Source organism: Streptomyces camelliae, from assembly GCF_027625935.1.
GTDB classification, from domain to species: domain Bacteria; phylum Actinomycetota; class Actinomycetes; order Streptomycetales; family Streptomycetaceae; genus Streptomyces; species Streptomyces camelliae.
In genome coordinates this window covers 2,126,638-2,150,532 of the sequence record NZ_CP115300.1, presented here as the reverse complement: position 1 = coordinate 2,150,532, position 23,895 = coordinate 2,126,638, and the positions used below count along the sequence as shown (strand labels likewise).

At 71.7% G+C, this 23,895-nt stretch carries 24 protein-coding genes; 5 read left to right on the top strand and 19 right to left on the bottom strand.

Annotated elements, in window-relative coordinates; all coding sequences use genetic code 11:
* Nucleotides 1-2: 2 nt before the first annotated feature.
* From cysD to O1G22_RS09685, 10 genes are all read right to left on the bottom strand, one after another.
* On the bottom strand, nt 3-947 hold the full coding sequence (cysD, locus tag O1G22_RS09725) for a sulfate adenylyltransferase subunit CysD (RefSeq protein WP_270080978.1): 945 nt from the start codon (nt 945-947) through the stop codon (nt 3-5).
* Nucleotides 944-1,480, bottom strand: coding sequence for an adenylyl-sulfate kinase (gene cysC, locus O1G22_RS09720; RefSeq protein WP_428986339.1), 537 nt, complete (start codon nt 1,478-1,480; stop codon nt 944-946). Before cysC ends, cysD begins: the two co-directional genes overlap by 4 nt.
* A gap of 29 nt (nt 1,481-1,509) precedes the next feature.
* The gene (locus O1G22_RS09715; protein ID WP_270080976.1) at nt 1,510-2,223 is read right to left on the bottom strand and encodes a phosphoadenylyl-sulfate reductase; all 714 of its coding nucleotides are present in this window, start codon (nt 2,221-2,223) and stop codon (nt 1,510-1,512) included.
* Nucleotides 2,220-2,402, bottom strand: a complete 183-nt coding sequence (locus O1G22_RS09710; RefSeq protein WP_270080975.1) for a hypothetical protein — start codon at nt 2,400-2,402, stop codon at nt 2,220-2,222. The genes O1G22_RS09715 and O1G22_RS09710 overlap by 4 nt, the downstream gene beginning before the upstream one ends.
* Nucleotides 2,399-4,096 carry a nitrite/sulfite reductase gene (locus tag O1G22_RS09705; RefSeq protein WP_270080974.1) on the bottom strand — a complete coding sequence of 566 codons (1,698 nt, stop codon included), beginning with the start codon at nt 4,094-4,096 and terminating at the stop codon, nt 2,399-2,401. Before O1G22_RS09705 ends, O1G22_RS09710 begins: the two co-directional genes overlap by 4 nt.
* Before the next feature lie 125 nt (nt 4,097-4,221).
* The gene (locus O1G22_RS44525) at nt 4,222-4,305 is read right to left on the bottom strand and encodes a putative leader peptide (RefSeq protein WP_309486338.1); all 84 of its coding nucleotides are present in this window, start codon (nt 4,303-4,305) and stop codon (nt 4,222-4,224) included.
* A 168-nt stretch (nt 4,306-4,473) separates the two neighbouring features.
* Nucleotides 4,474-5,046: a GNAT family N-acetyltransferase gene (locus O1G22_RS09700; RefSeq protein WP_270080973.1), complete on the bottom strand. Its 573-nt coding sequence runs from the start codon at nt 5,044-5,046 to the stop codon at nt 4,474-4,476.
* Nucleotides 5,047-5,121: 75 nt separating this feature from the next.
* Nucleotides 5,122-6,456, bottom strand: coding sequence for a hypothetical protein (locus O1G22_RS09695; protein WP_270080972.1), 1,335 nt, complete (start codon nt 6,454-6,456; stop codon nt 5,122-5,124).
* Nucleotides 6,457-6,632: 176 nt separating this feature from the next.
* Nucleotides 6,633-7,919, bottom strand: a complete 1,287-nt coding sequence (locus O1G22_RS09690) for a GAF domain-containing protein (RefSeq protein WP_270080971.1) — start codon at nt 7,917-7,919, stop codon at nt 6,633-6,635.
* Nucleotides 7,920-8,355: 436 nt separating this feature from the next.
* Nucleotides 8,356-9,993 (bottom strand): acyl-CoA dehydrogenase family protein, encoded by a 1,638-nt coding sequence (locus O1G22_RS09685; protein ID WP_270080970.1) that lies wholly within the window; start codon nt 9,991-9,993, stop codon nt 8,356-8,358.
* 134 nt (nt 9,994-10,127) lie between these two features.
* On the opposite strand from O1G22_RS09685, the gene O1G22_RS09680 reads away from it, so the two are divergent.
* The 3 genes from O1G22_RS09680 (at nt 10,128) to O1G22_RS09670 (ending at nt 13,108) form a co-directional block, all read left to right on the top strand.
* The gene (locus tag O1G22_RS09680; RefSeq protein ID WP_270080969.1) at nt 10,128-11,312 is read left to right on the top strand and encodes a YihY/virulence factor BrkB family protein; all 1,185 of its coding nucleotides are present in this window, start codon (nt 10,128-10,130) and stop codon (nt 11,310-11,312) included.
* Nucleotides 11,313-11,487: 175 nt separating this feature from the next.
* Nucleotides 11,488-12,360, top strand: a complete 873-nt coding sequence (locus O1G22_RS09675; RefSeq protein ID WP_270080968.1) for a VC0807 family protein — start codon at nt 11,488-11,490, stop codon at nt 12,358-12,360.
* A 61-nt stretch (nt 12,361-12,421) separates the two neighbouring features.
* Nucleotides 12,422-13,108, top strand: coding sequence for a helix-turn-helix domain-containing protein (locus O1G22_RS09670; protein ID WP_270080967.1), 687 nt, complete (start codon nt 12,422-12,424; stop codon nt 13,106-13,108).
* Here the strand turns inward: O1G22_RS09670 and O1G22_RS09665 are convergent.
* Together O1G22_RS09665 and O1G22_RS09660 are read right to left on the bottom strand one after the other, a co-directional pair.
* Nucleotides 13,091-13,492 carry a VOC family protein gene (locus O1G22_RS09665; RefSeq protein WP_270080966.1) on the bottom strand — a complete coding sequence of 134 codons (402 nt, stop codon included), beginning with the start codon at nt 13,490-13,492 and terminating at the stop codon, nt 13,091-13,093. The genes O1G22_RS09670 and O1G22_RS09665 overlap by 18 nt on opposite strands.
* Nucleotides 13,493-13,571: 79 nt before the next feature.
* Nucleotides 13,572-14,204 carry a VOC family protein gene (locus O1G22_RS09660; RefSeq protein WP_270080965.1) on the bottom strand — a complete coding sequence of 211 codons (633 nt, stop codon included), beginning with the start codon at nt 14,202-14,204 and terminating at the stop codon, nt 13,572-13,574.
* 188 nt (nt 14,205-14,392) lie between these two features.
* Between O1G22_RS09660 and O1G22_RS09655 the strand changes: the two genes are divergently transcribed.
* Nucleotides 14,393-15,256 (top strand): isocitrate lyase/PEP mutase family protein, encoded by an 864-nt coding sequence (locus O1G22_RS09655; RefSeq protein WP_225095659.1) that lies wholly within the window; start codon nt 14,393-14,395, stop codon nt 15,254-15,256.
* Entirely contained in the window at nt 15,253-15,519 is a 267-nt protein-coding gene (locus tag O1G22_RS09650; protein ID WP_270080964.1) for a hypothetical protein, read from the top strand. Before O1G22_RS09655 ends, O1G22_RS09650 begins: the two co-directional genes overlap by 4 nt.
* Nucleotides 15,520-15,808: 289 nt before the next feature.
* Here the strand turns inward: O1G22_RS09650 and O1G22_RS09645 are convergent, their stop codons facing one another.
* The 7 genes from O1G22_RS09645 to O1G22_RS09615 form a co-directional block, all read right to left on the bottom strand.
* Nucleotides 15,809-16,012 (bottom strand): hypothetical protein, encoded by a 204-nt coding sequence (locus tag O1G22_RS09645; RefSeq protein WP_270080963.1) that lies wholly within the window; start codon nt 16,010-16,012, stop codon nt 15,809-15,811.
* 62 nt (nt 16,013-16,074) lie between these two features.
* Nucleotides 16,075-17,133: a LacI family DNA-binding transcriptional regulator gene (locus O1G22_RS09640; protein ID WP_270080962.1), complete on the bottom strand. Its 1,059-nt coding sequence runs from the start codon at nt 17,131-17,133 to the stop codon at nt 16,075-16,077.
* Nucleotides 17,134-17,328: 195 nt separating this feature from the next.
* Nucleotides 17,329-19,158, bottom strand: a complete 1,830-nt coding sequence (locus O1G22_RS09635; RefSeq protein WP_270080961.1) for a glycoside hydrolase family 43 protein — start codon at nt 19,156-19,158, stop codon at nt 17,329-17,331.
* Complete coding sequence (locus O1G22_RS09630) at nt 19,155-20,069, bottom strand: carbohydrate ABC transporter permease (protein WP_270080960.1); 915 nt, start codon at nt 20,067-20,069, stop codon at nt 19,155-19,157. The genes O1G22_RS09635 and O1G22_RS09630 overlap by 4 nt, the downstream gene beginning before the upstream one ends.
* The gene (locus O1G22_RS09625; protein WP_270080959.1) at nt 20,069-20,953 is read right to left on the bottom strand and encodes a carbohydrate ABC transporter permease; all 885 of its coding nucleotides are present in this window, start codon (nt 20,951-20,953) and stop codon (nt 20,069-20,071) included. The genes O1G22_RS09630 and O1G22_RS09625 overlap by 1 nt, the downstream gene beginning before the upstream one ends.
* An 11-nt stretch (nt 20,954-20,964) precedes the next feature.
* Nucleotides 20,965-22,302, bottom strand: coding sequence for an ABC transporter substrate-binding protein (locus O1G22_RS09620; protein ID WP_270080958.1), 1,338 nt, complete (start codon nt 22,300-22,302; stop codon nt 20,965-20,967).
* Nucleotides 22,303-22,716: 414 nt separating this feature from the next.
* Nucleotides 22,717-23,805 carry a LacI family DNA-binding transcriptional regulator gene (locus tag O1G22_RS09615; protein ID WP_270080957.1) on the bottom strand — a complete coding sequence of 363 codons (1,089 nt, stop codon included), beginning with the start codon at nt 23,803-23,805 and terminating at the stop codon, nt 22,717-22,719.
* Between the last annotated feature and the right edge of the window lie 90 nt (nt 23,806-23,895).

Sequence of the window (23,895 nt, the reverse complement as noted above, 5' to 3'; positions counted from 1 at the left end):
GGCTAGAAGTACCCCTCGCGCTTGCGGTCTTCCATCGCGGCCTCGGACAGCTTGTCGTCGGCGCGGGTCGCGCCCCGCTCGGTGAGCCGGGAGGCGGCGATCTCGGCGATCACGGCGTCCAGCGTGGCCGCGTCGGAGTCGACGGCACCCGTGCAGGACATGTCGCCCACGGTCCGGTAGCGGACCTGGCGCTTCTCCACCGTCTCGCCGTCCTTCGGGCCGCCCCACTCGCCGGCGGTCAGCCACATGCCGTTACGGGCGAACACCTCACGCTCGTGCGCGAAGTAGATCTGCGGCAGCTCGATGCCCTCCCGGGCGATGTACTGCCACACGTCCAGCTCGGTCCAGTTGGACAGCGGGAAGACCCGCACGTGCTCGCCGGGCGCGTGCCGGCCGTTGTACAGGTTCCACAGCTCGGGGCGCTGACGGCGCGGGTCCCACTGGGAGAACTCGTCGCGCAGGCTGAACACCCGCTCCTTGGCGCGGGCCTTCTCCTCGTCCCGGCGTCCGCCGCCGAAGACCGCGTCGAACTTCTCGCTCTGGATCTTCTCCGTCAGCGGCAGCGTCTGCAGCGGGTTACGCGTGCCGTCGGGACGCTCCTTCAGCACACCGCGGTCGATGTAGTCCTGCACGGAGGCCACATGCAGGCGCAGCCCATGGGCGGCCACCACACGGTCCCGGTACTCAAGAACCTCGGGGAAGTTGTGTCCCGTGTCCACATGCAGCAGCGAGAACGGGACCGCGGCCGGCGCGAACGCCTTCAGCGCCAGGTGCAGCATGACGATGGAGTCCTTGCCACCGGAGAACAGGATCACCGGGTTCTCGAACTCGCCCGCCACCTCACGGAAGATGTGCACGGCCTCGGACTCCAGCGCGTCCAGGTGGGACAGGGCGTACGGCGTGGCCGTACCCTCCCCACCGGTCGCGGCCTCGGCGACGGTCGTCATGCCAGTCCCCTCTCGCTCAGCAGGGCATAGACGGACGCGGCCGACTCCTGCACGGTCTGGTTCTGCGACTCGATCCGCAGATCAGGCGTCTGAGGCTCCTCGTACGGGTCGTCGACCCCCGTCAGCCCGCTCAGCTCGCCCGCGGCCTGCTTGGCGTACAGCCCCTTCACATCGCGCACGCTGCACACCTCGACCGGGGTCGCCACATGGATCTCCAGGTACGGCGTGGCGTTCTCGTCGTGCCGCTTGCGGACCGCCTCCCGGCTGTCCGTGTACGGCGCGATCACCGGCACCAGCGCCTTGACGCCGTTGCGGGCGAGCAGTTCGGCGACGAAGCCGATGCGCTGCACATTGGTGTGCCGGTCCGCACGGCTGAAGCCGAGGCCCGCCGAGATGAACTCGCGGATCTCGTCGCCGTCGAGCACCTCGACGCGGTGGCCCTCGGCGCGCAGCAGGCCGGCCAGCTCGTACGCGATGGTGGTCTTGCCGGCGCTCGGCAGACCCGTGAGCCAGACGGTGGCTCCGGTGGTCACGTCGTTCTCCTGAAGAGTCTGATGGTTCGTCATCCGTGCAGTCCGCACTCGGTCTTGGCGCGGCCCGCCCAGCGGCCGGCGCGCGCGTCCTCGCCCTCAAGGACCCGGCGGGTGCACGGGGCGCAGCCGATGGAGGCATAGCCGTCCATCAGCAACGGGTTGGTCAGGACGCCGTGTTCGGCGACGTAGGCGTCCACGTCGTCCTGCGTCCAGCGGGCGATCGGGGAGATCTTGACCTTCTGTCGCTTCTCGTCCCAGCCGACGACCGGGGTGTTCGCCCGGGTCGGGGACTCGTCGCGGCGCAGCCCGGTCGCCCAGGCCTGGTAGCCCTTGAGGCCCTCTTCCAGCGGCTGCACCTTGCGCAGCTTGCAGCACAGGTCGGGATCGCGGTCGTGCAGCTTCGGGCCGTACTCGGCGTCCTGCTCGGCGACCGTCTGCCGCGGGGTGAGGGTGATGACGTTGACGTCCATCACGGCCTCGACGGCGTCCCGGGTGCCGATGGTCTCCGGGAAGTGGTAACCGGTGTCGAGGAAGACGACGTCCACGCCGGGCATCGCGCGGGACGCGAGGTGTGCCACCACCGCGTCCTCCATCGAGGAGGTCACGCAGAAGCGCTTGCCGAACGTCTCCGCCGCCCACTGGAGGATCTCCAGCGCGGAGGCGTCCTCCAGATCGCGGCCCGCCTGCTCGGCGAGCGCCTTCAACTCCTCGGCCGTACGCTGCTGTTCCTGAGCCGTCGTCATATCAGCTCGTCCCCTCCGTTGTCGGCTCGCCGAAGCCCCCGGGCGAGCAGCCCGAGGAACTTCAGCTGGAATGCGCGGTTGCACGCCCCGCATTCCCAGGCGCCGTGACCCTCTTCGCTCGGACGCAGGTCCTCGTCGCCGCAGTAGGGGCAGTAGAACGGCGCGGCACGCTCGCTCACGACAGGGCCTCCTCGGAAGCCCGCGCGGCCCAGGTGGCGAACCGCTCACCGTCCGCGCGCTCCGCCCGGAACCGCTTCAGCACCCGCTCGACGTAGTCGGGCAGTTCCTCCGCGGTGACCTTCAGACCGCGCACCTTGCGGCCGAAGCCCGCCTCCAGACCGAGCGCGCCGCCGAGGTGCACCTGGTAACCCTCGACCTGCTCGCCCTGGTCGTTCAGGACCAGCTGGCCCTTGAGACCGATGTCCGCGACCTGGATACGGGCGCAGGCGTTCGGGCAGCCGTTGAGATTGATCGTGATCGGCTCGTCGAAGTCCGGCAGACGGCGCTCCAGTTCGTCGATGAGCTGCGCGCCGCGCTGCTTGGTCTCGACGATGGCGAGCTTGCAGAACTCGATGCCGGTGCACGCCATGGTGCCGCGCCGGAAGGAGGACGGCCGGGCGGTGAGGTCCAGCGCCTCCAGGCCGTCGACCAGCGAGTCCACCTTGTCCTGCTCGACGTCGAGGACGATCATCTTCTGCTCGACGGTGGTCCGGACCCGCCCGGAGCCGTGCGCCTCCGCCAGATCGGCGATCTTCGTGAGCGTGGCGCCGTCGACGCGGCCGACCCGCGGCGCGAAACCGACGTAGAACCTGCCGTCCTTCTGCCGGTGCACACCGATGTGGTCGCGCCACTGCTGCACGGGCTGCTCGGGCGCGGGCCCGTCGGTCAGCGTGCGCCCCAGGTACTCGTCCTCCAGCACCTGCCGGAACTTCTCCGCGCCCCAGTCGGCGACGAGGAACTTCAGGCGGGCGCGGTTGCGCAGCCGGCGGTAACCGTAGTCACGGAAGATCGAGATGACGCCCTCGTAGACGTCCGGAACCTCGTCGATCGACACCCAGGCACCGAGCCGCACACCGAGCTTGGGGTTGGTGGACAGCCCGCCGCCGACCCACACGTCGAAGCCGGGGCCGTGCTCGGGGTGCCGTACGCCGACGAACGCGATGTCGTTGATCTCGTGCACCACGTCCAGCAGCGGCGAGCCCGAGATCGCGGTCTTGAACTTGCGGGGGAGGTTCGAGTACGCCTTGTTGTTCAGGACCCGGCGCTTCATCTCCTCCAGCGCCGGGGTGGCGTCGATGACCTCGTCCTCGGCGATGCCCGCCACCGGGGAGCCGATCATCACACGAGGGGTGTCACCGCAGGCGGTGACCGTGGAGAGGCCGACGCCCTCCAGCCGCTCCCAGATCTCGGGCATGTCCTCGATCCGGATCCAGTGGTACTGGATGTTCTGCCGGTCGGTGATGTCCGCGGTGCCGCGCGCGAACTCCTGCGAGATCTCGCCGATCACCCGCAGCTGCGCCGTGGTGAGCGCACCGCCGTCGATGCGCACGCGCAGCATGAAGTAGCTGTCGTCCAGCTCCTCCGGCTCCAGGACCGCGGTCTTGCCGCCGTCGATCCCGGGCTTGCGCTGGGTGTAGAGGCCCCACCAGCGCATACGGCCGCGCAGGTCGCTCGGGTCGATGGAGTCGAAACCGCGCTTGGAGTAGATCGTCTCAATGCGCGTCCGCACATTGAGACCGTCATCGTCCTTCTTGACCTGCTCGTTGCCGTTGAGCGGGGTGAAGTGCCCCGCGGCCCACTGACCCTCACCGCGGTGACGACTCACCTTGCGGCGGGGCGCTGAGGCGGCGGGGTTCTGTGGGCTGGCGGCCATGGTTCTACGTCCTTCAAGACAGGCGGGAAGGGGCTCTGACCTGCGCACGGGCGCGCATGCGGGCATGGTCGCGCATCATTGCGCGGCAGAAATCAGGTACGGGGAGTGCGGCGGTGCTGGTGGGCTCAGCTCGCCGGACAGATGGCGCTGGACATGCGGCCGAGGTCGACGTGCCGCCGACTCACCAAGGCAATTCCAGTTCCAGACATGACGGAAGCGTGTCACGGCGATCTGGACACAGTCCAGCTTTATCCATCATGTGGACATCCTTGTCCCGAAATGTGGACGGAGGGTGTCGTCGCTCACATGTGCCGCCGGAAGGCTTGTCCTGGCAGGTCGCGCGGGGTATGCGGGGGATGCGGGGGCATCGGCCGGGCTCAGGCGGGGTACGCCCCCGGCCACGGTCCCGGCGCCGCGACCTCCCGCTCCAGCTCGACCTTGGTGTCGAACAGCCGGAAGCCGCGCCGCTGGTAGTTGTCCATCGCGAACTCGCCGTCCTTGCTGCACGTGTGCAGCCACACCCGCTTCGTCGGCGCCCGCCCCGGCCACCGCTCGGCCAGGTCCCAGGCGCGGGCCGTGCCGTACGACAGCAGATGGCCGCCGATCCGCCGGCCGCGGAAGGCGGGGAGCAGTCCGAAGTAGACGATCTCCACCACGCCCTCGTCCTGCGCCTCCAGCTCCACATAGCCGGCCGGCGTGCCCCGGTCGTAGGCCACCCAGGTCTCCACGCCCGGCCGCGTCAGGTACTCCTGCCACCGGGCGTACGTCCAGCCCAGCCGGTCGGTCCAGCGGAGGTCGCCGCCGACCGACGCGTACAGGAAGCGGCTGAGCTCGGGGGAGGGGACCTCGGCGCGGACGATCCGTACATCGCCCTCGGGTGCGGCGGCGGGCAGAAGGTCGACCGGGGAGGTCTGCTCCAGGGACCAGGTGGTGACGGGGACGCTGCTCATGCGGGCCAGGGAATCATCCCGCCGCCCGGTCTGTCGATCGACCGGGTCACGCCGGATGCGGCCCGGTGTACGGGCTCAGCCCAGTGAGCGGTCCAGCTCGGCCAGCGGGAGCGAGAACAGCATCCGGTCCGACAGCGACCACACCTCGCCGGTCGCCTGCCAGTACGACAGGGAGCCCGCGTCCTCGGCCCAGCAGCGGTGCGAGGCGTCCGCACCGCAGTGGGCCGCCTTCGCCGCCGTGACGTCCTGGCGCCACAGACCGCCGTGTCCGTCCCGAGAACCGGGCAGGTGTCCCACATACCAGGACGGATGGTCGGCGCCGGGCCGCCGGTACGACAGCACGCCCCGGATCCCGGCCGCCCGGGTCCGGTACGCCTCCACCGCCGGGACCTGCCCGGAGGCGTCCGCGGCGAGCGGTCCGCCGCGCTCGGGGTCCGCGCCGAACGCGTACCGCCACAGCCGGGCCGTACGGTCCGCGCCGGGCGCGGTCCACTCCGCCGCCACCAGGCTGTCGGGCACGGTGCTCCGGTCCAGGGCGAGTGCGCCGGGACAGGGCGGGCCGGCGGCGGAGCAGCGGCCGGCGGTGAAGCGGTAGGAGCCGACGGCGGGCATCACGTACCGGTAGCCGTCCGCGGACCAGCCGCCGGGGACCCGTCCGATCGCGGGCCCGTCGACCGTGGTGCGCTGGATGCGGTCGAGGTCGTAGACATAGAGCGCTTCGGCGCCGCCGGCCCCGGCGGTGACCAGCAGCTTGTCCTGGTACCAGACCATGCCCGAGATGCCGGAGGCCAGGCCACGGTAGTCCTGGCCGTCCCGCACCGGCAGCACCAGCAGCACCCAGCGGTAGGTGAGGCGGGCGGGGTCGTCGGCGTTCACGAAGGCGACCCGGGCGAGGCCCCGCTCGGCGGCGCGTCCGGTGGAGGCGCTGTGGGTCCAGCCGGCCAGGACCACCCGGTGTGTGCCCCACAGGCCGTCGTCGTCGGCGTCCCCGGAGGTGGTCACCGACGCCGGCCGCCAGTCCGTGGCCGAGGCGTCCGCCGGGTCCCAGCAGTAGGCGCGGTCGGCGGACGGGGAGACGGGCAGGGACGCGCGGTCGCCCGAGGAGCAGCCGGCGGCCTCGCTCATGTCGCGGTCCGCGCTCGCCAGTACGTCGTCCACGCCGACCGGGGTGCCCATCGCCGAGGACAGCCGGTCCAGGGCGCGGGCGGGGACGAGCTGCTCCTGGAGCCGCAGCCGGGAGGTGTCCGCCGGGGACGAGAGGGACTTGAGCGCACCGGGGCTGTCGGTGACATCGGCCTGGGACGCGCTGATCAGGGTGGCGGTCGCGGTGAGCGCCAGCGCGGTGCCGGTCAGGACCGCGCGCAGCACGGCGCCCCGTCTGCGCCGCCGGTGTCTGCCGCGATGCTTCATCTCGTCCCCTCTTCCAGGGCTCCTTCGCCGCCGAGCCGGCCCGGGGCCGAGGCGGTCCAACTGTGCCTGCTGGTTTGTAGGTTGACGCGTGCAACAGCCGGGGAGCCCTGAAGGGATGCTACGGCAGTAACGGCCCGCGCAGGGCGAATACCCCGCACTTGTGCCGAAGACTCCGCTCAGAGAACGGGGGACCCGGTGCCCTCCGGAGCCGTCCGGCGGCGGGCGATCGCCGGCGCCGTAGAAGAAGGCAGCAGGTCACGCGGGTCGTCGGGGAGCAGGACGTCGATCTCCACGTCCTCGCAGAAACGATACGGCCGATGCTGGAGGAGTTCCCCGAGGTACCGCCGGATCCGCGACATCTCGGCCCGTACCGTCACCGTGCGTGAAGAATCCCCGAACAGATCCCCGGCGAGCGCCGCCGCGCTCCGGCCGGCGCGGTGCTCGGCGAGCAGAAAGATCAACTCGGCGTGCCGGGGACTGAGTTCACGCGACCAGGCACCCGCGGACCCGGTCACCGTCAGCGTGCTGCGCCCCGCCTTCGCCAGATCCAGCACGATCCGCGCGGCCGTGGCCGGCGGTTCCTGCGCCGCCCGCAGCAACCAGCCACCGGCCAGCGGCTCCACCGCGCACGAACCCAGCGACGGCAGCCACCGCAGGCCCGGCGACAGCGACTTGGGCAGCGCGACGCGCCGTACGTACGGCATCCCCGACACCGCCGCCGACCAGCCGTCCCGGTCCACCACCAGCGCCTGTCCCTCCAGCCGGGCCAGCACCGGCGCCGCCACCGACCGCAGCCGCTCCAGCGAGTCCAGATGCAGCTCCCGCAGCCGTGCCTCCGCCAGCTTCGCCACCGCGTCCACCCAGGCCAGCGTCGCCGGATGCATCGTCTCCAGCGGGCCGCTGACATCCACCACACCGATCAGCCGGCCGTCCCTGGGATCGGTGATCGGCGCACCCGTACAGGTCCAGGAGACGTGCGAGCGGACGAAGTGCTCGCCGGCGAACACCTGCACGGGCCGCCGTACGACCGCCGGGGTGCCCACCCCGTTGGTGCCGACGACGTCTTCCCGCCAGTCCGCGCCGAGTTCGAAGCCGAGACCGTCGGCCTTGCGCAGCACCTGCGTGGCCCCCTCCCGCCACAGCACGCGGCCGTCGGCGTCCGCGACGACCATGATGTGCTGGGCGATGTCCGCGACCGAGAGCAGACCGTCGCGCAGCACCGACAGGACGTGCCGCAGCGGTGACTCCTCACGTCGGCGCCGGATCTCGTCCGACGGCAGCAGCCCCGACCGGAAGTCGTGGTCCGGGTCCACGCCGCTGCGCAGCATGCGCCCCCAGGACTGCTCGATCACCGGCCGCGGCGCGATCCGCGCACGGTGACCGGCGAGCGTGGCCTCGCGCACCTCGCTCAGCACCCGCGCCGCCTGCGCCACGTCCACGGCGGCCAGGCGCGCCACGTTCATCGGCGGGTTCACCACTGGGTCCTCCCGGAACGGCCCGGAAAAGGGCTTCGAACATGCTTGTCAAGCCGTACCGGCGGCGGTTTCCGGCCCGGCTGTGCCACACATACTGCCGTTCCAGGCCGGGCGGAGGCAGACAATCCGCACACGTGGGCCGACAAGTTGCAACCCCTTGCAACCCTGGTGAACTTATCGGGGGTGGCCGAGACTTGACCCCCGGGGTGGTGCCGTGTCGGCGCAGCACCACCCCGCCCAGGGGTTTGGCCGGGTTCGCCTTCCGGGCTGCCGGGTTCTGTGCGCCGGCGGGTGCGGGTGCGTTGTGGTTTCTCGCTCCCCCCAGTTCTCGGCTTCGCTCGAACAGGAGGGGACTCCCATAGCGGCGGTAGCCGCATATCGATACAGCCTCGCGCCCCTTGGGTACGTCGCGCCAGTCCCTCCTTCAAAGCACCGGGCGTGCCCGGTCCACGATCGACTCCAAGTCCAGGCCCGCCGGCAGCGTGCCGAAGCTCGCTCCGTGGTCGCCGCCCAGGCGGGAGGCGCAGAAGGCGTCGGCCACCTCCGGCGGGGCGTGGCGGACCAGGAGGGAGCCCTGCAGGACCAGAGCGAGGCGTTCCACCAGGCGGCGGGCGCGGGCCTCGATGCCGTTCAGGTCGGCGAGCTCGGTGAACAGGTCCTTCACCGCCCGGTCCAGGCGGTGGTCGGCGCCATGGGCGCGGCCGATCTCGGTCAGGCAGGCGTCCAGCGCGCCCGGCTCGCGTTGCAGCGCCCGGAGCACGTCGAGCGCCTGGACATTCCCGGCGCCCTCCCAGACGGAGTTCAGCGGCGACTCCCGGACCAGCCGGGGCAGTCCGGACTCCTCGACGTAGCCGTTGCCGCCGAGGCACTCCGCAGCCTCCACCGCGACGGGCGCGCAGCGCTTGGTGATCCAGTACTTGGCGGCGGGCACCGCGAGCCGCAGGAAGGCGCGCTCCTGCTCGCCGCCCTCGTCGTACGCGGCGGCCAGCCGCAGCGTGAGCGCGGTCGCGGCCTCGGACTCCAGGGCGAGGTCGGCGAGGACGTTGCGCATCAGCGGCTGGTCGATCAGCCGTGCGCCGAACGCCTCCCGGTGCGCGCAGTGGTGCACGGCCTGCGCCACCGCCTGCCGCATCAGGCCCGCCGAGCCGAGCGCGCAGTCCAGCCGGGTCGCCGCGACCATCTCGATGATGGTCCGCACCCCGCGCCCCTCCTCGCCGACCCGGCGCGCCCAGGTCCCGGCGAACTCCACCTCCGCGGAGGCGTTGGACCGGTTGCCGAGCTTGTCCTTGAGCCGCTGGAGCAGGAACACGTTACGGGTGCCGTCCGCGAGGACCCGCGGCACGAGGAAACAGGTGAGCCCGCCGGGGGCCTGGGCGAGCACCAGGAAGGCGTCGGACATCGGTGCCGAGCAGAACCACTTGTGCCCGGTCAGCGCGTACGTCCCGGACTCGGCCAGCGGCCGGGCCTCGGTCGTGTTCGCCCGTACGTCGCTGCCGCCCTGCTTCTCCGTCATGGCCATGCCCATGAGGGCGCCGGCCTTCCGCGCGGCGGGCCGCAGCTCACGGTCGTACACCGTGGACGTCAGCAGCGGCTCCCACGCGGCGGCCAGCTCCGGGTCGGTCCGCAGCGCGGGCACGGCCGCGTGGGTCATCGACAGCGGGCAGCAGTTGCCCGCCTCGACCTGGGTCCAGATCAGGAACCCGGCCGCCCGGCGCACATGCCCGGCGGGCCGCGTCCAGGCGCCGGTCAGCCCCGCCCCGACCCCCTTGCCGAGCAGCCGGTGCCAGGCCGGGTCGAAATCGACCTCGTCGATCCGGTGGCCGTAGCGGTCGTGGGTGCGCAGCCGGGGCGGGTGCTCGTTCGCCTGCGCCCCCCACTCCTGCACCTGCGCCGAACCCGAGGAGCGTCCCAGCACGGACAGCTCCGCGCGCACCTCGTCCAGCACGTCCGGGTCGGTGTACCGCTCGACGGCCGCCACGAGGGCCCGGTCGGCGGTGAACAGGTCGTAGCCGACCAGGGGCGGCGGCTGGTTCGTCACGGTGTGGGTGGAGGTGCCTGCCATGATTGCGAACCTACCCGGGACTGGTGGAGGTGATGGCCTCCAGCGTGGCACAACGGCACGTGCCGGGGCGCCGGGGACCCGCTGACCCGGCCCGGAAGGTGAGGGCGGTCCGGTGCTGCGGCTACCGTTGGGTCGTGCAGCCAGCAAGTGAACCCCCCGAGCGGCCCCCCGGCCGTCTCCACCGGGCCAGAGCCCTCTACCGGAACGTCTCCAAGCGCAGGACGGCCTGGCTGCTGCTCAAGGACACCGTCAACTCCTGCATGGAGTACCGCATCCTGGGCCTGGCCGCCGAGGCGGCGTTCTTCACGCTGCTGTCCGTGCCGCCCCTGCTGCTCTGTCTCATCGGGCTGCTCGCCTACGTCGACACCTGGACCGGCGCCCACACCATCCAGAGCCTGGAGACCAACATCCTCGACGCCTCGCGGACGGTCCTGTCCGACAAGGGCGTGAAGGAGATCGCCGAGCCGATCCTGCACGACGTGCTGAAGACCCGGCCCGACGTCATCTCCATCGGGTTCGTCTTCGCGCTGTGGTCGGGATCGCGCGCGGTGAACGTCTTCATCGACACCATCACCGTCATGTACGGCCTCGACGGCGTCCGCGGCATCGTCAAGACGAGGGTGATGTCGTTCCTGCTCTTCATCGTCGCCCTGCTGATCGGCTCGGTGGCGCTGCCGCTGATGGTGGCGGGCCCGGACGCGGTGGTACGGGTGGTGCCCTGGTCGGCGACGGTCGTGCAGGTCCTGTACTGGCCGGTCGTCATGGTCCTGTCCATCGCCTTCCTGACGACCCTGTACCACGTGTCCGTGCCGGTCCGCTCCCCGTGGATCGAGGACGTCCCCGGCGCCCTCGTCGCGCTGGCCATGTGGGTCTTCGGCAGTTTCCTGCTGCGGATCTACCTCGTGCACACCATCGAGGGCGCCACGATCTACGGCTCCCTGGCCGCCTCCGTCGCGGTCCTGCTGTGGATCGGCGTGTCGGCCTTCGCGGTCCTGGTCGGCGCGGCCGTGAACGCGGCCATCGACCGGGTCTGGCCCGCCGCCGCCACGGCCGCCGCCCGCGAGGCGAACGAGCGGATGCGTGAGGCGCAGGTCGCCGAGTACGTCGCCTGGGCGGCGGCGTCCCGCGAGGCCGACCCCGACGACCCGGACATGCCCTCAGAATTCCCTGAGCGCTGGTCCCGCTTCCTGCCCCCGGAGGACGTCACGGCCCGCCTGCGCACCCACGCCAAGAACCCGCACCACCACCCTCACGCCCACAACGGCACCGGGGACACACACAAGAATCCTCACGGGGGCACACCGCCGCAGGGCCAGTGAGCGGTGACTCTCCACCCCTGGGTGCGGATCAGCGGTGGATGACGGCGCCGGGTGTTTCCACCTGCTTTCCACCCGTCTCTCCACCCGTGCTCCGATCCGCCCGGTAACGCCATGGACCTAGCGTTTTCCACGGGCCGGCGGTGGCTTCCCGACCGGCGAAGAGGCGGAGGTCGATATGACGGAGACGGAGACCGGGGCGGAAACGGGCACGGGGGCGGAAACGGAAACCGGGGCGGAGACCGGGGCGGAGGCGGGCACGGGAGCGAGGAACGGTGGGCTGGGCCACGGCCCGCTGCTCGGGATCGCCGCCGACATCCTCCTGCCGCTCCTCGTCTACTACGCCGCCCGCGTACTCGGCGCGCACCAGGGACCGGCGCTCCTGCTCAGCGGGGCGCCTCCCGCTCTGCGGCTGCTGTACGGCGCGCTGCGGCACCGCAGGATCGACGGCGTGGACCTGTTCTTCACGGTGCTGCTGGCCGGCGCCGCGCTGGCGTCCCTGATCGGCGGCGGTCCCCGTGTCCTGCTGTTCAAGGACGCGGCGCTGTCCCTCGTGGTCGGCACCTGGGTGGCCGGCACCGGGTTCACTCGCAGGCCGTTGGCCTTCCAGCTGGGGCAGCGGCTGCACCGGGGGCCGGCCGCCCGGGCGCGCGCCGGGCTCTGGCGGGACTCCGCCGAGTTCCGCCGGGCCCTGCGCGCCCTCACCCTGGCCTGGGGCGCCGAGCAACTGCTCGACGGCGGCCTCGGCACACTCGCCGCGGCCACACTGCCGTCCGACACCGTGCCGCTGCTCACCCGCGTCGTGTCCCTGTCCCTGCTCGTCCTGACGGCCGCGGCCACCGCCGGGTACGCCCGCCGCTTCCGCACCCGCCACGGCCTCCCGTTGCTCGGCACCCCCGGCACGGAGCACGCCGACCGCACGAACGGCACCCTGTTCCTGTCCTTCCCCTCTTTCCCGTCCGCTCCGGCGCCCGCTGCGACCCTGGTGACGGCGGACCCCGGCATACGCACCCTGCTGCCGCCGGGTTCTCCGGCCCGGCGTCCGGGCTGACCGTCACTGCGGCACCGGCACCGGACAGCCTGGGTGCCGTCGGCGACGTAGGCTGGCGCTTGTGTACGCGGAGCGGGCGTCCCGGCTGGCCGGTGCCGTCGTGTGGACGAACACCCCGACCGGGGCCGGTGGCCGGGCCGTGCTGCCCGACGGCTGCATGGACCTGCTGTGGAGCGAGGGCCGGCTGCTGGTCGCGGGCCCCGACACCCGCCCCTACGCCCCCGAGGGTCCGGACCGTTCCTGGGCTGGTGTCCGTTTCTTCCCCGGCACCGCGCCCGCCCTGCTCGGCGTGCCGGCGCACGAACTGCGCGATCGGCGTGTGGCGTTGGCCGACCTGTGGCCCGCCGCCCGAGTCCGCCGGCTGTGCGACCGGATCGAGGCGGCCACCGATCCGGCGACGGCACTGGAGGACGTCGCCCTGGACGCGGCAGCGCGCGTGGCGGCCCCCGATCCGCTGCTGCGCCGGCTGGTGGAGCGCCTGGACGAGGGCCGGCCGGTGTCCGAGACGGCCGCCGAACTCGGCATCGCCGCCCGCACGTTGCACCGCCGCAGCCTGAACGCGTTCGGCTACGGCCCCAAGACGCTCGCCCGCATCCTGCGTCTGCAACGGGCGCTGACGCTGGCCCGCTCCGGGGTGACGTACGCCGAGACGGCGGTCCGCGCGGGCTACGCGGACCAGGCCCATCTCGCCCGGGAGGTTCGGGAGCTGGCCGGTATGCCGCTCGGGGAGCTACTCGGCGCCGGGTAGCGGGGCGAACAGGTCGACGCCGTTGCCGTCCGGGTCGTGCACGGTGGCGTACCGCTGGCCCCAGAAGGCGTCCCACGGCTTCAGCTCGCCGTGGTACCCGGCGCCCACGAGTTCCTCGTACCGGGCGTCGACCTCGGCGGGTGAGCCGCAGCGGAAGGCGAGCCCGATGCGCCCACCACCCTCGGGCGGGCGCCAGCCGGGGTGGAAGGAGCGGACGGTTTCCTCGGTGTCCAGCGCGAGCACCAGCCCGCCGGGCAGCTCGGCCTCGACATGCGGCTGTTCCTCGGCCCCGTCGGGGAAGACCAGCCCGAGGCGGCGGTAGAAGGCGAGCGAGGCGGCCAGATCGGAGGCCACCACGCCGATCACGGCGAATCGTGCAGTCATGGGGCCACCGTAGGAGGGCGGTGGCGGGAGGGTCTTGAAGAAATCGGCCACCCTGCGGGTGCGATGACAGCTTCCGGTCTCAGCCGAAGGTCACCGGCCCCTTCGGGGTGTCCACGGTGAAGGTGAGCGCCGCCGGACCGGTGGTGAGGGCCAGCTCGGTGTCCAGGGCTGCCAGCGGTCCGCGTACGGCCTCCGGGTCGGGGACCGTGGCCCTCAGCTCCAGCAGCGGGGTGACCGGCAGACCCGAGTCCGCCGGGTGGCGCGAGTCGCCCCAGTCGATCAGGAAGGGCACCAGGCCGGAGGGGTCCCCTGAGGTGCCGTCGGTCAGCCGCCAGCGCAGCAGGGTGCCGTCGGGGGTGCGGCGGCTCATCGGGCGGACGGGGCCGGGGTCGTAGCCCCGCGCGCGGGCCGCCGTGATCGCCGTGTCGAGGTCGGGCGGGCTGATCGCCCAGGTCAGCGTGCGCGGCTCGGTCAGCCGGTCGACGCCGAACGGCCGCGGCCCGGCGGGCTCCGGCTGCTCCGGGTCGGGGCCGAGGATCTCCAGGTACCTGCGGCCGCCCAGTCCCACCAGATGGTTGCGGGTGCCGAGACCGAGGTGCACACCGCCGGGCTCGGGTGTCACCCCGGTGCGCCGGGTGAAGTCGGCGACGGTCGCGGCCAGATCCGGCGTGGCGAGGACGAGGTGGTCCAGGAGCGGGGGAACGGCGTTCATGCCCGGCGAGGCTACGGTCACCGGCCGTACGACACAAGGAAGTTGGACCGAGCCCGAGCCTTCGGTGACGTCTGCTCGGTGAAACCGTTCCCCCATTGGAGTGAGTAAAGCACGCGCACATGGAAAGTCACGTGAATATCTAGAGATGCTCTTGTTTTGGTAAAGAGATCCATGGGAGGAGCCGGACCTTGACTTACGGAAAACAGCTGCGCGAACGCATCGCCGGGCCCGGGACCACGCCGCTGATCGGCGTGTACGACATGTACTCGGCGTCGATCGCGGCCCAGCACTACGACGGCATGTTCGTCTCGGGCTTCGGATTCGCGGCCTCGTACTACGGGCTGCCGGACATCGGTTTCATCGCCTGGCCCGACATGGTGGCCTTCGTCCAGCGGCTGCGGGGCGCGTTCCCGCACCACCACCTGCTGGTCGACATCGACGACGGTTACGTCGATCCCGAGGTCGCCTGCCATGTCGTCGAAGGGCTGGAGCGCATCGGGGCCTCCGGCGTGATCCTGGAGGACCAGAAGCGGCCCCGCCGCTGCGGACACGCCGACGGCAAGCAGGTGCTGCCGCTGGAGGAGTACCTGGAGAAGCTGGACAAGGTCCTCCAGACCCGCAAGGACCTGGTCGTCGTGGCCCGGACGGACGCCACGGAGGAGCACGACATCCTGCACCGCGCCCAGCGGCTGGCCGCCACCGACGCCGACGTCGTGCTGGTCGACGGGGTGCGCAGCGTCGAGTGGATCCAGCGCATCCGCAAGGTCGTGGGCGACAAGCCGCTGCTGTTCAACCAGATCGCCGGGGGCAAGTCGCCCCGCCTCTCCCTCGGCGAACTGACCGGCCTCGGCGTGGACGTCGCCATCTACAGCACGCCGTGTCTGTTCGCCGCGCACGAGGCGATGGACTCCGCGCTCGCCGGTCTGAAGGCCGCCGACGGCCGGCTGCCCGAGGTCGATCCTGCGAGCGGCATCGGTGTGAAGGCCGCCACCAGCCTGCTGGAGCGCAACATCGCCCGGGAGCGGCTCACCCCCGAGGGCGTGGGCGTGTGAGGCGTGCCGTACCCCGGCTCGGGACGGCGGCGGCCCTCGCCGCCGCGGCGCTCGGCGCCGGCGCGGCACCCGCGGCACCCGCCCCCGCGCCCGGCAGCCTGATCACCGTCATCGACAACTCCCACGCCGACTCCTGGCTGGAGGTCGACCGCACCGCCAACGTCCAGACCGGCAGGGGCACGGCCGGCAGCGACCACGACGGCAGTGCCGTGGACGCGATCGAGGCCCTCGTCGGCGCCCCCCACCACCACAGGGACTACTGAGGGCAACGACTCAGGCCGCGCACGGCGGCGGCCGGGCACCCCGTGCGGGAGGTGCCCGGCCGCCACCGTGCTCCGGCTTCACCCACGCCGGGCCCGACTCGGTCTTCCCCGGGCCCGACTCGGTCTTCCCCGGGCCCGACTCGGTCTTCCCCGGGCCCGACTCGGTCTTCCCCGGGCCGACTCGGGCTTCGCCGGGTCGGCTCAGCGCTCACCGGGTCGGCTCGGTTCTCGCAGCCGCCGCACCCCACGGGGTGCGGCGGAGGTCGGCTCAGTCATCGGCGAGGTCGGCTCAGCCCTCGGCGAGATCGGGGCGGCCGTTCTCGTCGAGTTCGACGTCGGCCTTCGGGTCGTGCTCGTCGCCGGGCGTGGCCACGGTGGCGCGGTGCTGTCCGGGGGCGAGGGTGCGGCAGGCGGCGTGGGCCGTACCGAAGGCGGTGACCAGAGCGACTGCGGCCACGGCGAGGGCCGCTGCGGTGCGCGAGGTGAGGTCCATGCCCGGGAAACGATCCCGGGTACGGTGCGGTCACCGCCCCGCGTCCGGCCGGGCGTGCCGCATCACGCGGTCGGCCGCGCCAGGGGCGGCGCCGCCGTGCTCGCGCGGGGCACCAGCCGGGTCGACAGCTCGGTACGGGTGCCCTCCGGGCGCTCGCCCTGCATCATCCGCACCAGCAGCCGGAGCGCGGTCGCCGCCATCTCCCCGAGCGGCTGGCGCACGGTGGTCAGGGCCGGCGCGATCCAGCGGGCCTCGGGCAGGTCGTCGAAGCCCACGACGCTCATGTCGTCCGGCACCCTCAACCCCCGTTCCGCGAGCGCCGCGTACACCCCGAGGGCCATCCGGTCCGAGCACACGAACACCGCGGTCGGTGGCTCGTGCAGGTCCAGCAGTTCGTGCGTGCGCAGCCGGGCGGTGGCCTCGTCGAAACCGGCGTACCGCACGTACTCGGCGCGGTGCGGCACCCCTGCGGAGGCGAGCGCGGAACGGTGACCGGCCACCCGGGCGCTGCTGCCCATCGTGCGCCGGTGCCCGGCGATCACCGCGATCCGCCGGTGGCCGAGCCCCAGCAGATGCTCGGTCGCGCTGACCCCGCCCTGCCAGTTGGCCGCCCCGACCGACACCACCCCGGCCGGCGGTTCGTGCGCGGGGTCGATCAGCACGTAGGGGATGCGGTGGTGATCCAGCCACGCGTACTGCGACGGGGACAGTTCGGCGAGGTCGAACAGCACCCCCGAGGAGCCGCGGGCGGTCAGCTTGTCCAGCCAGTCGCGCTCCGGCCGGCCGCCGCGGGCCCGGTTCGGCCCGGCCGAGACCACCACCTCCAGGCCCGCCTCGTGCGCCGCCGCCTCGACTCCGTGCAGGACCGCTCCCGACCAGGAGCTCTCCAGCGAGTGCACCACCAGGTCGACCAGGCCCGGCGCCTTCGCCGCGTCGAAGCGGGGCCGGCGCACATAGCCGAGCCGGTCCAGTGCCTCGGTGACCCGGCGGCGGGTCTCCGGTGCCACGTCCTCGCGGCCGTTGACCACCTTCGACGCGGTGGGCACCGACACCCCCGCCTCACGTGCCACCACCGCCAGCGTCGGCCCGGCCGTCACGCTCGCACTCCCCGCACGGACCACAGGAAACCGCCTCTCCGGCCCGCCTTTGGGCCTCGAAAGTTGCGACCAACGCTGCTTCCGCGGCCTGCTCACCGACCATGCAGAAAGCGCTTCCTACGATAGATGCGCGTCAACACGGCGTGAAGACATGGGAATTCGCGGGATGGCGCCGGTCGGAGCTTTCGAAACTCCGAACATCCCCTTCGGTGGGTGAGGTCAGTCCGGGGTGCAGTCGAGCCGGAAGCCGGTGAAGTCCGCGGTGAAGGAGGCGTCGACGAGGTCCACCGCGTGGATCGCGGCCATGGCGCCGGTGAAGCGCAGCCGGGAGCCGTGGTCGTCGGAGAGCAGGGTGAAGTCCAGCGGCGGACCGACGGAGCGGCGGGCGCCGGCCGCGGCGTACCAGAACTCGGCCTCCCCGCGCTCGACGCGGACCCCCAGGGTGAGCGGGCCGCTCGCGTCCACGTCGGCCACCGCCACCAGGCGCGTCTCGTCCTCGTCGCGCGCCGTCAGCGCGAGCACGCTCCGGCCGGCGCCCCGCCACTGCTGCCCGCACTGCTCCTCGCCCGCGTCCTCCGCCCAGGTCAGGTCGAGGGCGAGGTAAGCCGCCGTGTTGTACCAGAGCAGCAGTCCGGCCGCCTGGGTGAATGTCGTCGGCCGCGCCTCGACGGTCACCCGCACCTCGGCCCGGTGCTCGGTGATCCGCCGGGCGAGCAGACTGTGCGCCCACAACGACTCGGGCCCGTGCCGGCCACGCAGCCGGATCCAGCCCGCACGGCTGGTCAGGTCGATCCAGGACGGATCGGCGGGCGAGCGCAACGTGTACCAGGAGGGCTCCGACCGTCCGGGCGCGAGGGACTCTCCGGGGCGCCTCGGCCGGCCCGGTGCCAGAGGGTCCCCGGCACCGGCGGTCTCGGGCTCCCGGCCGCTCGCGCAGCGGTCCGGCCGGCCCGGCGTCAGGGCATACCCGGAGGTGATCATCTCCGGCTCCGGGCCGTTTCCGGTGGGCTCCGACACGCCTGGCGGCAGGAAAGCCCCAGCGGGCTCCGGCGCAGTCGGTGCGGGGGTGTCTTCGCTGCCGGCCGGTTCCGGCTTCCCGCCCCGCCCTCGTGGCATCGGCACCCTGAGCGCCGGTCGGCAGTCCCCGTGCCGCAGGCGGGGCCAGCCGGCCTCGTCCCAGGTCACCGCCTGGATCGCGGTCTCCCGGCCGAGGGGGCAGCGGGGGCCGACGGGGGTGGCCAGGGGGCGGGAGGTGAGGTGGCTCAGGTGCCACTCGTCGTCCGGGGTGCGCACCAACTCCGCGTGACCCGCCTTCTGCAACGGCCAGGCCGGGTCGTCCCGGGAGGTCAGGAGCGGGCGCGGGTCCAGGTCGTACGGGCCGGTCAGCCGGCGGGAGCGGGCCACTCGTACGCCGTGCTCGAAGCCCGTGCCGCCCTCGGCGAGCAGCAGGACGTACCAGCCGTCCCGTTTCAGGAGTTTCGGGCCCTCGATCAGCCGGTCGTGCTGGAGCAGGAGATGGGTGCCGTCGACAGGGGAGAGCGTCGACGGGTTCAGCTCGGTGGCGACGATGCCGCAGAAGCGGCGGCCGCCGGGGCGGTGGTCGTTCTGCAGGTTGAGGAGCCAGAGACGGCCCTCCTCGTGGAACAGGGCCGGGTCGAAACCGTGGGACGGGACCCGGCGCGGGGGCGTCCACGGACCCGCGACGTCGGGGGCCGTGCTGATGTAGGTGTCCAGGTCGAAGTACGGCGTGCCGACCGAGCGCACCACCGTGTACGTCACCCAGAACCGCGTACCGTCCCAGCTCAGCGAGGGCGCCCAGATCCCACCGGAGTCCGGCACCCCGGCGAGCGTTCCGCCCGGGGCCGCCCCCTCGACATGGCCGGCGTACTCCCAGCGGGCCAGGGCGCGGGAGCGGTGGATCGGGATCGTCGGGAACCACTCGAAGGAGCTGGTCGCCACGTAGTACCAGTCCCCGGCGCGGACCAGGGACGGGTCCGGGGCGAAGCCCCGGATCACCGGGTTGACCAACTCGGTTTCGGAATCGGTCACTTGAGGGCTCCCAGGGTCACCCCGGTGCGCCAGTAGCGCCGCATCGCCACCATCATCACCGCCATCGGCACGATGGACAGCAGCGCGCCGGTCAGCACGAGCCCCGTCAGGTCGACGCCGGACTCCATGCGGGTGCCGGACCAGTTGTACAGGCCGATGTTGAGGGTCCAGTTCTCCTTGCCGCGCAGCACGGTCAGCGGGAGGAAGAAGGCGTTCCACGTGTTGACGAAGGCGAGCAGGAAGACCGTCGCGCCGCCCGTCGTCATCATCCGCAGCACGATGCTGACGAAGATGCGCACCTCCCCGGCGCCGTCGAGCCGGGCCGCCTCCAGCAGTTCGTAGGGGATCGTGGCCTCGGTGTACACCTTGGCCAGATACACGCTGAACGGGTTGATCAGGCACGGGATCAGCATCGCCCAGGGGGTGTCCACCAGGCCGATCGAGGAGAACAGCAGATACAGCGGGAGGGTCAGCAGCGCGATCGGGATCAGGAACGAGCCCACCACACACGCGAAGATCACATTGCGGCCCGGGAAGTCGAAGCGGGCCAGACCGTAGCCGGCGGCGAGCGCCACCACCGTGCCGCCGAGGGAGCCGACGCCGGCGTACAGCAGCGAGTTGGCCGTCCAGCGCAGGAAGATGCCGTCCTGGTAGGTGAACACCTCGCGCAGGTTGTCCCACAGGTGCCAGCCGGAGAACCACAGGCCGTTGCTCTGGTACAGCGCCGTGCGGTTCTTCGTCGCGCTGACCAGCAGCCACCACAGCGGGAACAGGCTGTAGGCGCTGGCCAGGGTCAGCCCGACGAGCAGGAAACGCTGGCCGCCCCGCCCGCGCGAGGCGGCGTCCGGGCGCGTGATGCGCCGCACCCCCCGGGCGGAGGGCCGCTCGGTGGGGGCTTCGGTGACCGCCATCAGTCGGCCTCCTTCGAGGTGAACCGGTAGAAGAGGAAGGAGGCCACGCCCAGGATCAGGGCGAGCAGCACCGAAAGAGCCGCGGCGTAGTGGTAGTTGCCGGCGTTGAACGCCTGGTTGTAGATGATCATGATCGGGGTGAAGCTGTCGCTGACGGTCTGCGGGGTGACGTTCCGGAACAGCGCGGGCTCGTTGAAGATCTGCAGCATCTGGATGATCGACAGCAGCCCGGTGAGGACCAGCGCCCCGCGCACGTACGGGACCTTGATGCTTCGCGCGATCCGGATCTCCGAGGCGCCGTCGAGCCGGGCCGCCTCGAACAGCTCGCGGGGCACGCCCTGGAGCGCCGAGTAGATGATCACCATGTTGTAGCCGATGCCGTGCCAGGTCAGCAGGTTGCCGATGGACGGCCACACCATCGACGGCGCGAAGAAGTTCCAGTGGAAGCCGAACACCTTGCCGAGCGGGGTCAGCGGACCGACGTCCGGGCTGTACAGGTTGACCCACATGATCGCCGCGACCACGCCGGGGATCATGTACGGCACCAGCAACAGGATCCGGAACCGGCCGGCCACGCGCGAGGTGAGCGCGTCCAGGCACAGCGCCAGCACCAGGCTGACGAACAGCATCACCGGGATCTGCACGCAGGCGAACAGCACCACTCGCAGGATGGAGTTCAGGAACGCCGAGTCGGTCAGGCCCTGGGTGTAGTTGCCGAGCCCGGCGAACTCCGTGGTCGCTCCGCCGAGTCCGAGCCCGGACTGGTGCTCGCGGTACAGGGACTCATGGACGGCGTAGCCGATCGGGAGCAGATAGAGGAAGACGAAGCCGAGCTGGAAGGGCAGGGTGAACGCGGCGCCCTTCCAGCGCAGGGAGCGGATCATCGAAACGTCCCTCAGCCCTTGACGCTGATGCCGCGCGACTTCAGGTCGTTCACGGTCCACTGCTGCATGTGCGCGAGCAGATCGGTGACCTTCTCCTGCCCCGCCACCACCTTGGCCCAGCCGGCCTGCATCTCGGTGAACATCGCGGTCCAGTCAGGGCCGAAGGCCCAGTCGGTGGTGACGGTGCCCAGGCTGTCGGTGACCACCTTCTGCGCCGGCGCGTAGTTCGTGCCGAGCAGTTTCTGCGAGACCGACTCGGCGACGTACGCGTTGCTGTCCTTCAGTGCCGGCATCACACCGTTGCCGGTCTCCGGGCTCGCCATCGTCTTGACCGCACCCGCGTCGGTGGACATCCACAGGGCCGCCTGGGCCGCCTGCTCCTGGTGGCCGCACCCCTTGGTCACCAGGGTCACGCCACCGGTCAGGTTCGTGCCGGCCGGCGTCTTCGGCGCCTCGCCCGGGTACGTCGGCCACGGGGCCAGCGCCCACTTGCCGAACGACTTGGTGAAGTTCTGCACCATGCCGGCCATCTGCCAGGTGGAGATCTGCCGGGTGGCGGTGCCGCCGTTGTCGTAGTTGCGCTGCACGGCCGCGTAGTCGGCGAAGGACAGCTTGGAGTTCAGGTCGTTGTCGATGATCTCCTGGATCACCTTCGCGGCCTTCAGGGTGCCCGGGTCCTGGAAGTCCACCTTCCAGGAGTTGCCGTCGATGGCGTACCAGTGCGCCCCGGCCTGCATGGAGAGCACCTCCAGGGTGCTCGGGTCCTCACCGGCGTAGTTGGTGATCTTGATGCCGTGCCGCTTCAGCACCTTGCCGGCGGTGATGAAGTCGTCCCAGGTGGCGGGCGGCTTCAGACCGTACTTCTGGAAGATGTCGGTGCGGTAGATCGTGAAGTTCGGCGCGGAGCCGGTGGGAACGCCGTACAGCTTGCCCTGTACCTGCGCGCTCGCCCAGGAGCCCGGGTTGAACTTGTCGGCGTCGCCCTTGACGTACTGCGTGATGTCCGCGAGTGCGCCCTGCGACACCCAGCTCGTGACGTACTCGGCGGTGTTCTGCACCAGGCAGGGGGTGTTGCCCGCCTTCACCGCGTTCGTCAGCTGCTTCTGCATGGTCAACTGGTCGGTGACCTTGGTGTACTTCAGCTGCACGTCCTTGTGGGAGGCGTTGAACGCCTTCACGACGGCTTCCTGGCCGTTCGCCCAGCCCCAGTAGTCCAGGGTGACGGGGCCGGACGACTTCGACGACGTGTCGCCCGAGCCGGAACCGCCGCAGGCGGCGAGCAGACCGGTGAGCGCGATTCCCGCGACGGCGGCGGTGGCGAACCTTCTGCGGGAGCTGGTGACGTTCATCTGACCGTGATCCTTCGAAAGTAGGCGTTCTCGGCAGTGGGCGGAACGCGAGGACGGCGGCTCGGTGGTGCAGGCCGGGAACAGCGGACCCGACAGCGGGGCCGGAAACCGCCGGCACGCGGTTGCGGCGGAGGATGGCCAAGCGGAAGCTGTAGTAAGCGGTTGCTGGGACGGTAGGCGACCAAGTTCGCCCATAGCAAGAGGGGTGGGGCGATTTGTTACGGCGACGAGTCCGGCGGGTTGCCTCCGGCCCGCGCCAACTGCTCGCATCGCACGGAGCATTCGAGCAGGTCAACGCCGTATGGCAGGGCGGAGCCCGGGTTTCGGCGAGCGGCCCGAGAGTCGCCACCGAAGTCGTGAAGCACGAGAAACCGTTTACGTAACTCTCTCGCCGAGCTCCTTGCGCACGGCGAGCTATCCGCGCGGCGCCGGCGGCCGCACGGAGTTGCGTACGACGACATGGGTGCCCAGCACCAGATGCTCGCCGTCGGCGCCCTTGCGGCGGCCCGTGCCGCCCTCGCGCCGGTCGGCCACCGCGCGCAGCGCCACCCGGCCCATCTCCTCGTACGGCACGTGCACGGTGGTCAGCTGGGGTGTCAGCTGGGAGGCGAGCGGGATGTCGTCGTAGCCCACGATCGACACGTCCTCCGGCACCCGCCGCCCGGCCGCGCGCAGCGCCTGCATGGCGCCCGCGGCCACCACGTCGGTCCCGGCGAGCACGGCGGTGAAGTCCGGCGTCTCGCGCAGAGCGGCCTCGACCGCGGTGTAGCCGTGCGTGTCGTCGTACGGGCCGTGGCGGATCATCCCCGGGTCGAACGGTATCCCGTACGCCTCGAAGGCCCGCCGGGCGCCCCGCAACCGGCCCTGGGCGGTGGTGAGTCCGGCCGGTCCCGGCAGGACGAGGACGCGCCGGTGCCCGGCCGACAGCAGATGGCTGGCCATGGCGTAGGCGCCGCCCTCGTTGTCGTAGTCGACCGTCGTGGCCGGGACGTCGCCCTCCAGGGGCGGCCTGCCCACGAGGACGAGATGGGAGCCGGCCGCGTCCAGGGAGCGCGCGAAGCGGGCCATGCGCAGCTGGTACTCGTCGTAGTCGTACGCGCCGCCGAGCAGCACCACGGCGGCCACGCCCTGCTGCCGCATCAGGTTGACCAGCGCCAGTTCCCGCTCGGGGTCGTCGCCGGTCGTGCCGACCAGCGACAGCCAGCCGCGCAGGGTGGCGGCGCCCTCGACGCCCTTGGCCACATGGGCGAACGCGGCGCCGGTGATGTTGTTGATGAGGATCGCCACGGTCGGCGTGCCGCCGCCGGCGAGCGAGCGGGCGTGGGCGTTGGTGACGTAGTCCAGGTCCCGGACCACCTTCATCACCCGCCGGCGCAGCTCGTCCGAGACCGGATAGTTGCCCGACAGCACCCGCGAGACGCTCGCCACGGAGACACCGGCGTGCTCCGCGACGTCGCGGATGGTCGCCCGGCCGGCCTCACTTGGCGCCTTGCGCTGACTCACCGCTTAAGGCTCCTTCGACGTCGTGGCGCGTTTCCCACCCGCTCGGGTACCGCCCGCGCCGGTGCGGAAACCGTATCCCATGCCGGCTCT

Bases quoted from the DNA above. Each gene is read 5' to 3' on its own strand.
- O1G22_RS09700 (WP_270080973.1), bottom strand. From the start codon at position 5,046: ATGAGCAGCGTCCCCGTCACCACCTGGTCCCTGGAGCAGACCTCCCCG.
- O1G22_RS09620 (WP_270080958.1), bottom strand. From the start codon at position 22,302: ATGAACGTCACCAGCTCCCGCAGAAGGTTCGCCACCGCCGCCGTCGCG.
- O1G22_RS09645 (WP_270080963.1), bottom strand. From the start codon at position 16,012: ATGGACCTCACCTCGCGCACCGCAGCGGCCCTCGCCGTGGCCGCAGTC.
- O1G22_RS09665 (WP_270080966.1), bottom strand. From the start codon at position 13,492: ATGACTGCACGATTCGCCGTGATCGGCGTGGTGGCCTCCGATCTGGCC.
- O1G22_RS09630 (WP_270080960.1), bottom strand. From the start codon at position 20,069: ATGGCGGTCACCGAAGCCCCCACCGAGCGGCCCTCCGCCCGGGGGGTG.
- O1G22_RS09695 (WP_270080972.1), bottom strand. From the start codon at position 6,456: ATGAAGCATCGCGGCAGACACCGGCGGCGCAGACGGGGCGCCGTGCTG.
- O1G22_RS09660 (WP_270080965.1), bottom strand. From the start codon at position 14,204: ATGAACGCCGTTCCCCCGCTCCTGGACCACCTCGTCCTCGCCACGCCG.
- cysD (WP_270080978.1), bottom strand. From the start codon at position 947: ATGACGACCGTCGCCGAGGCCGCGACCGGTGGGGAGGGTACGGCCACG.
- O1G22_RS09685 (WP_270080970.1), bottom strand. From the start codon at position 9,993: ATGGCAGGCACCTCCACCCACACCGTGACGAACCAGCCGCCGCCCCTG.
- O1G22_RS09705 (WP_270080974.1), bottom strand. From the start codon at position 4,096: ATGGCCGCCAGCCCACAGAACCCCGCCGCCTCAGCGCCCCGCCGCAAG.
- O1G22_RS09715 (WP_270080976.1), bottom strand. From the start codon at position 2,223: ATGACGACGGCTCAGGAACAGCAGCGTACGGCCGAGGAGTTGAAGGCG.
- O1G22_RS09690 (WP_270080971.1), bottom strand. From the start codon at position 7,919: ATGAACGTGGCGCGCCTGGCCGCCGTGGACGTGGCGCAGGCGGCGCGG.
- O1G22_RS44525 (WP_309486338.1), bottom strand. From the start codon at position 4,305: ATGTCTGGAACTGGAATTGCCTTGGTGAGTCGGCGGCACGTCGACCTC.
- O1G22_RS09675 (WP_270080968.1), top strand. From the start codon at position 11,488: ATGACGGAGACGGAGACCGGGGCGGAAACGGGCACGGGGGCGGAAACG.
- O1G22_RS09625 (WP_270080959.1), bottom strand. From the start codon at position 20,953: ATGATCCGCTCCCTGCGCTGGAAGGGCGCCGCGTTCACCCTGCCCTTC.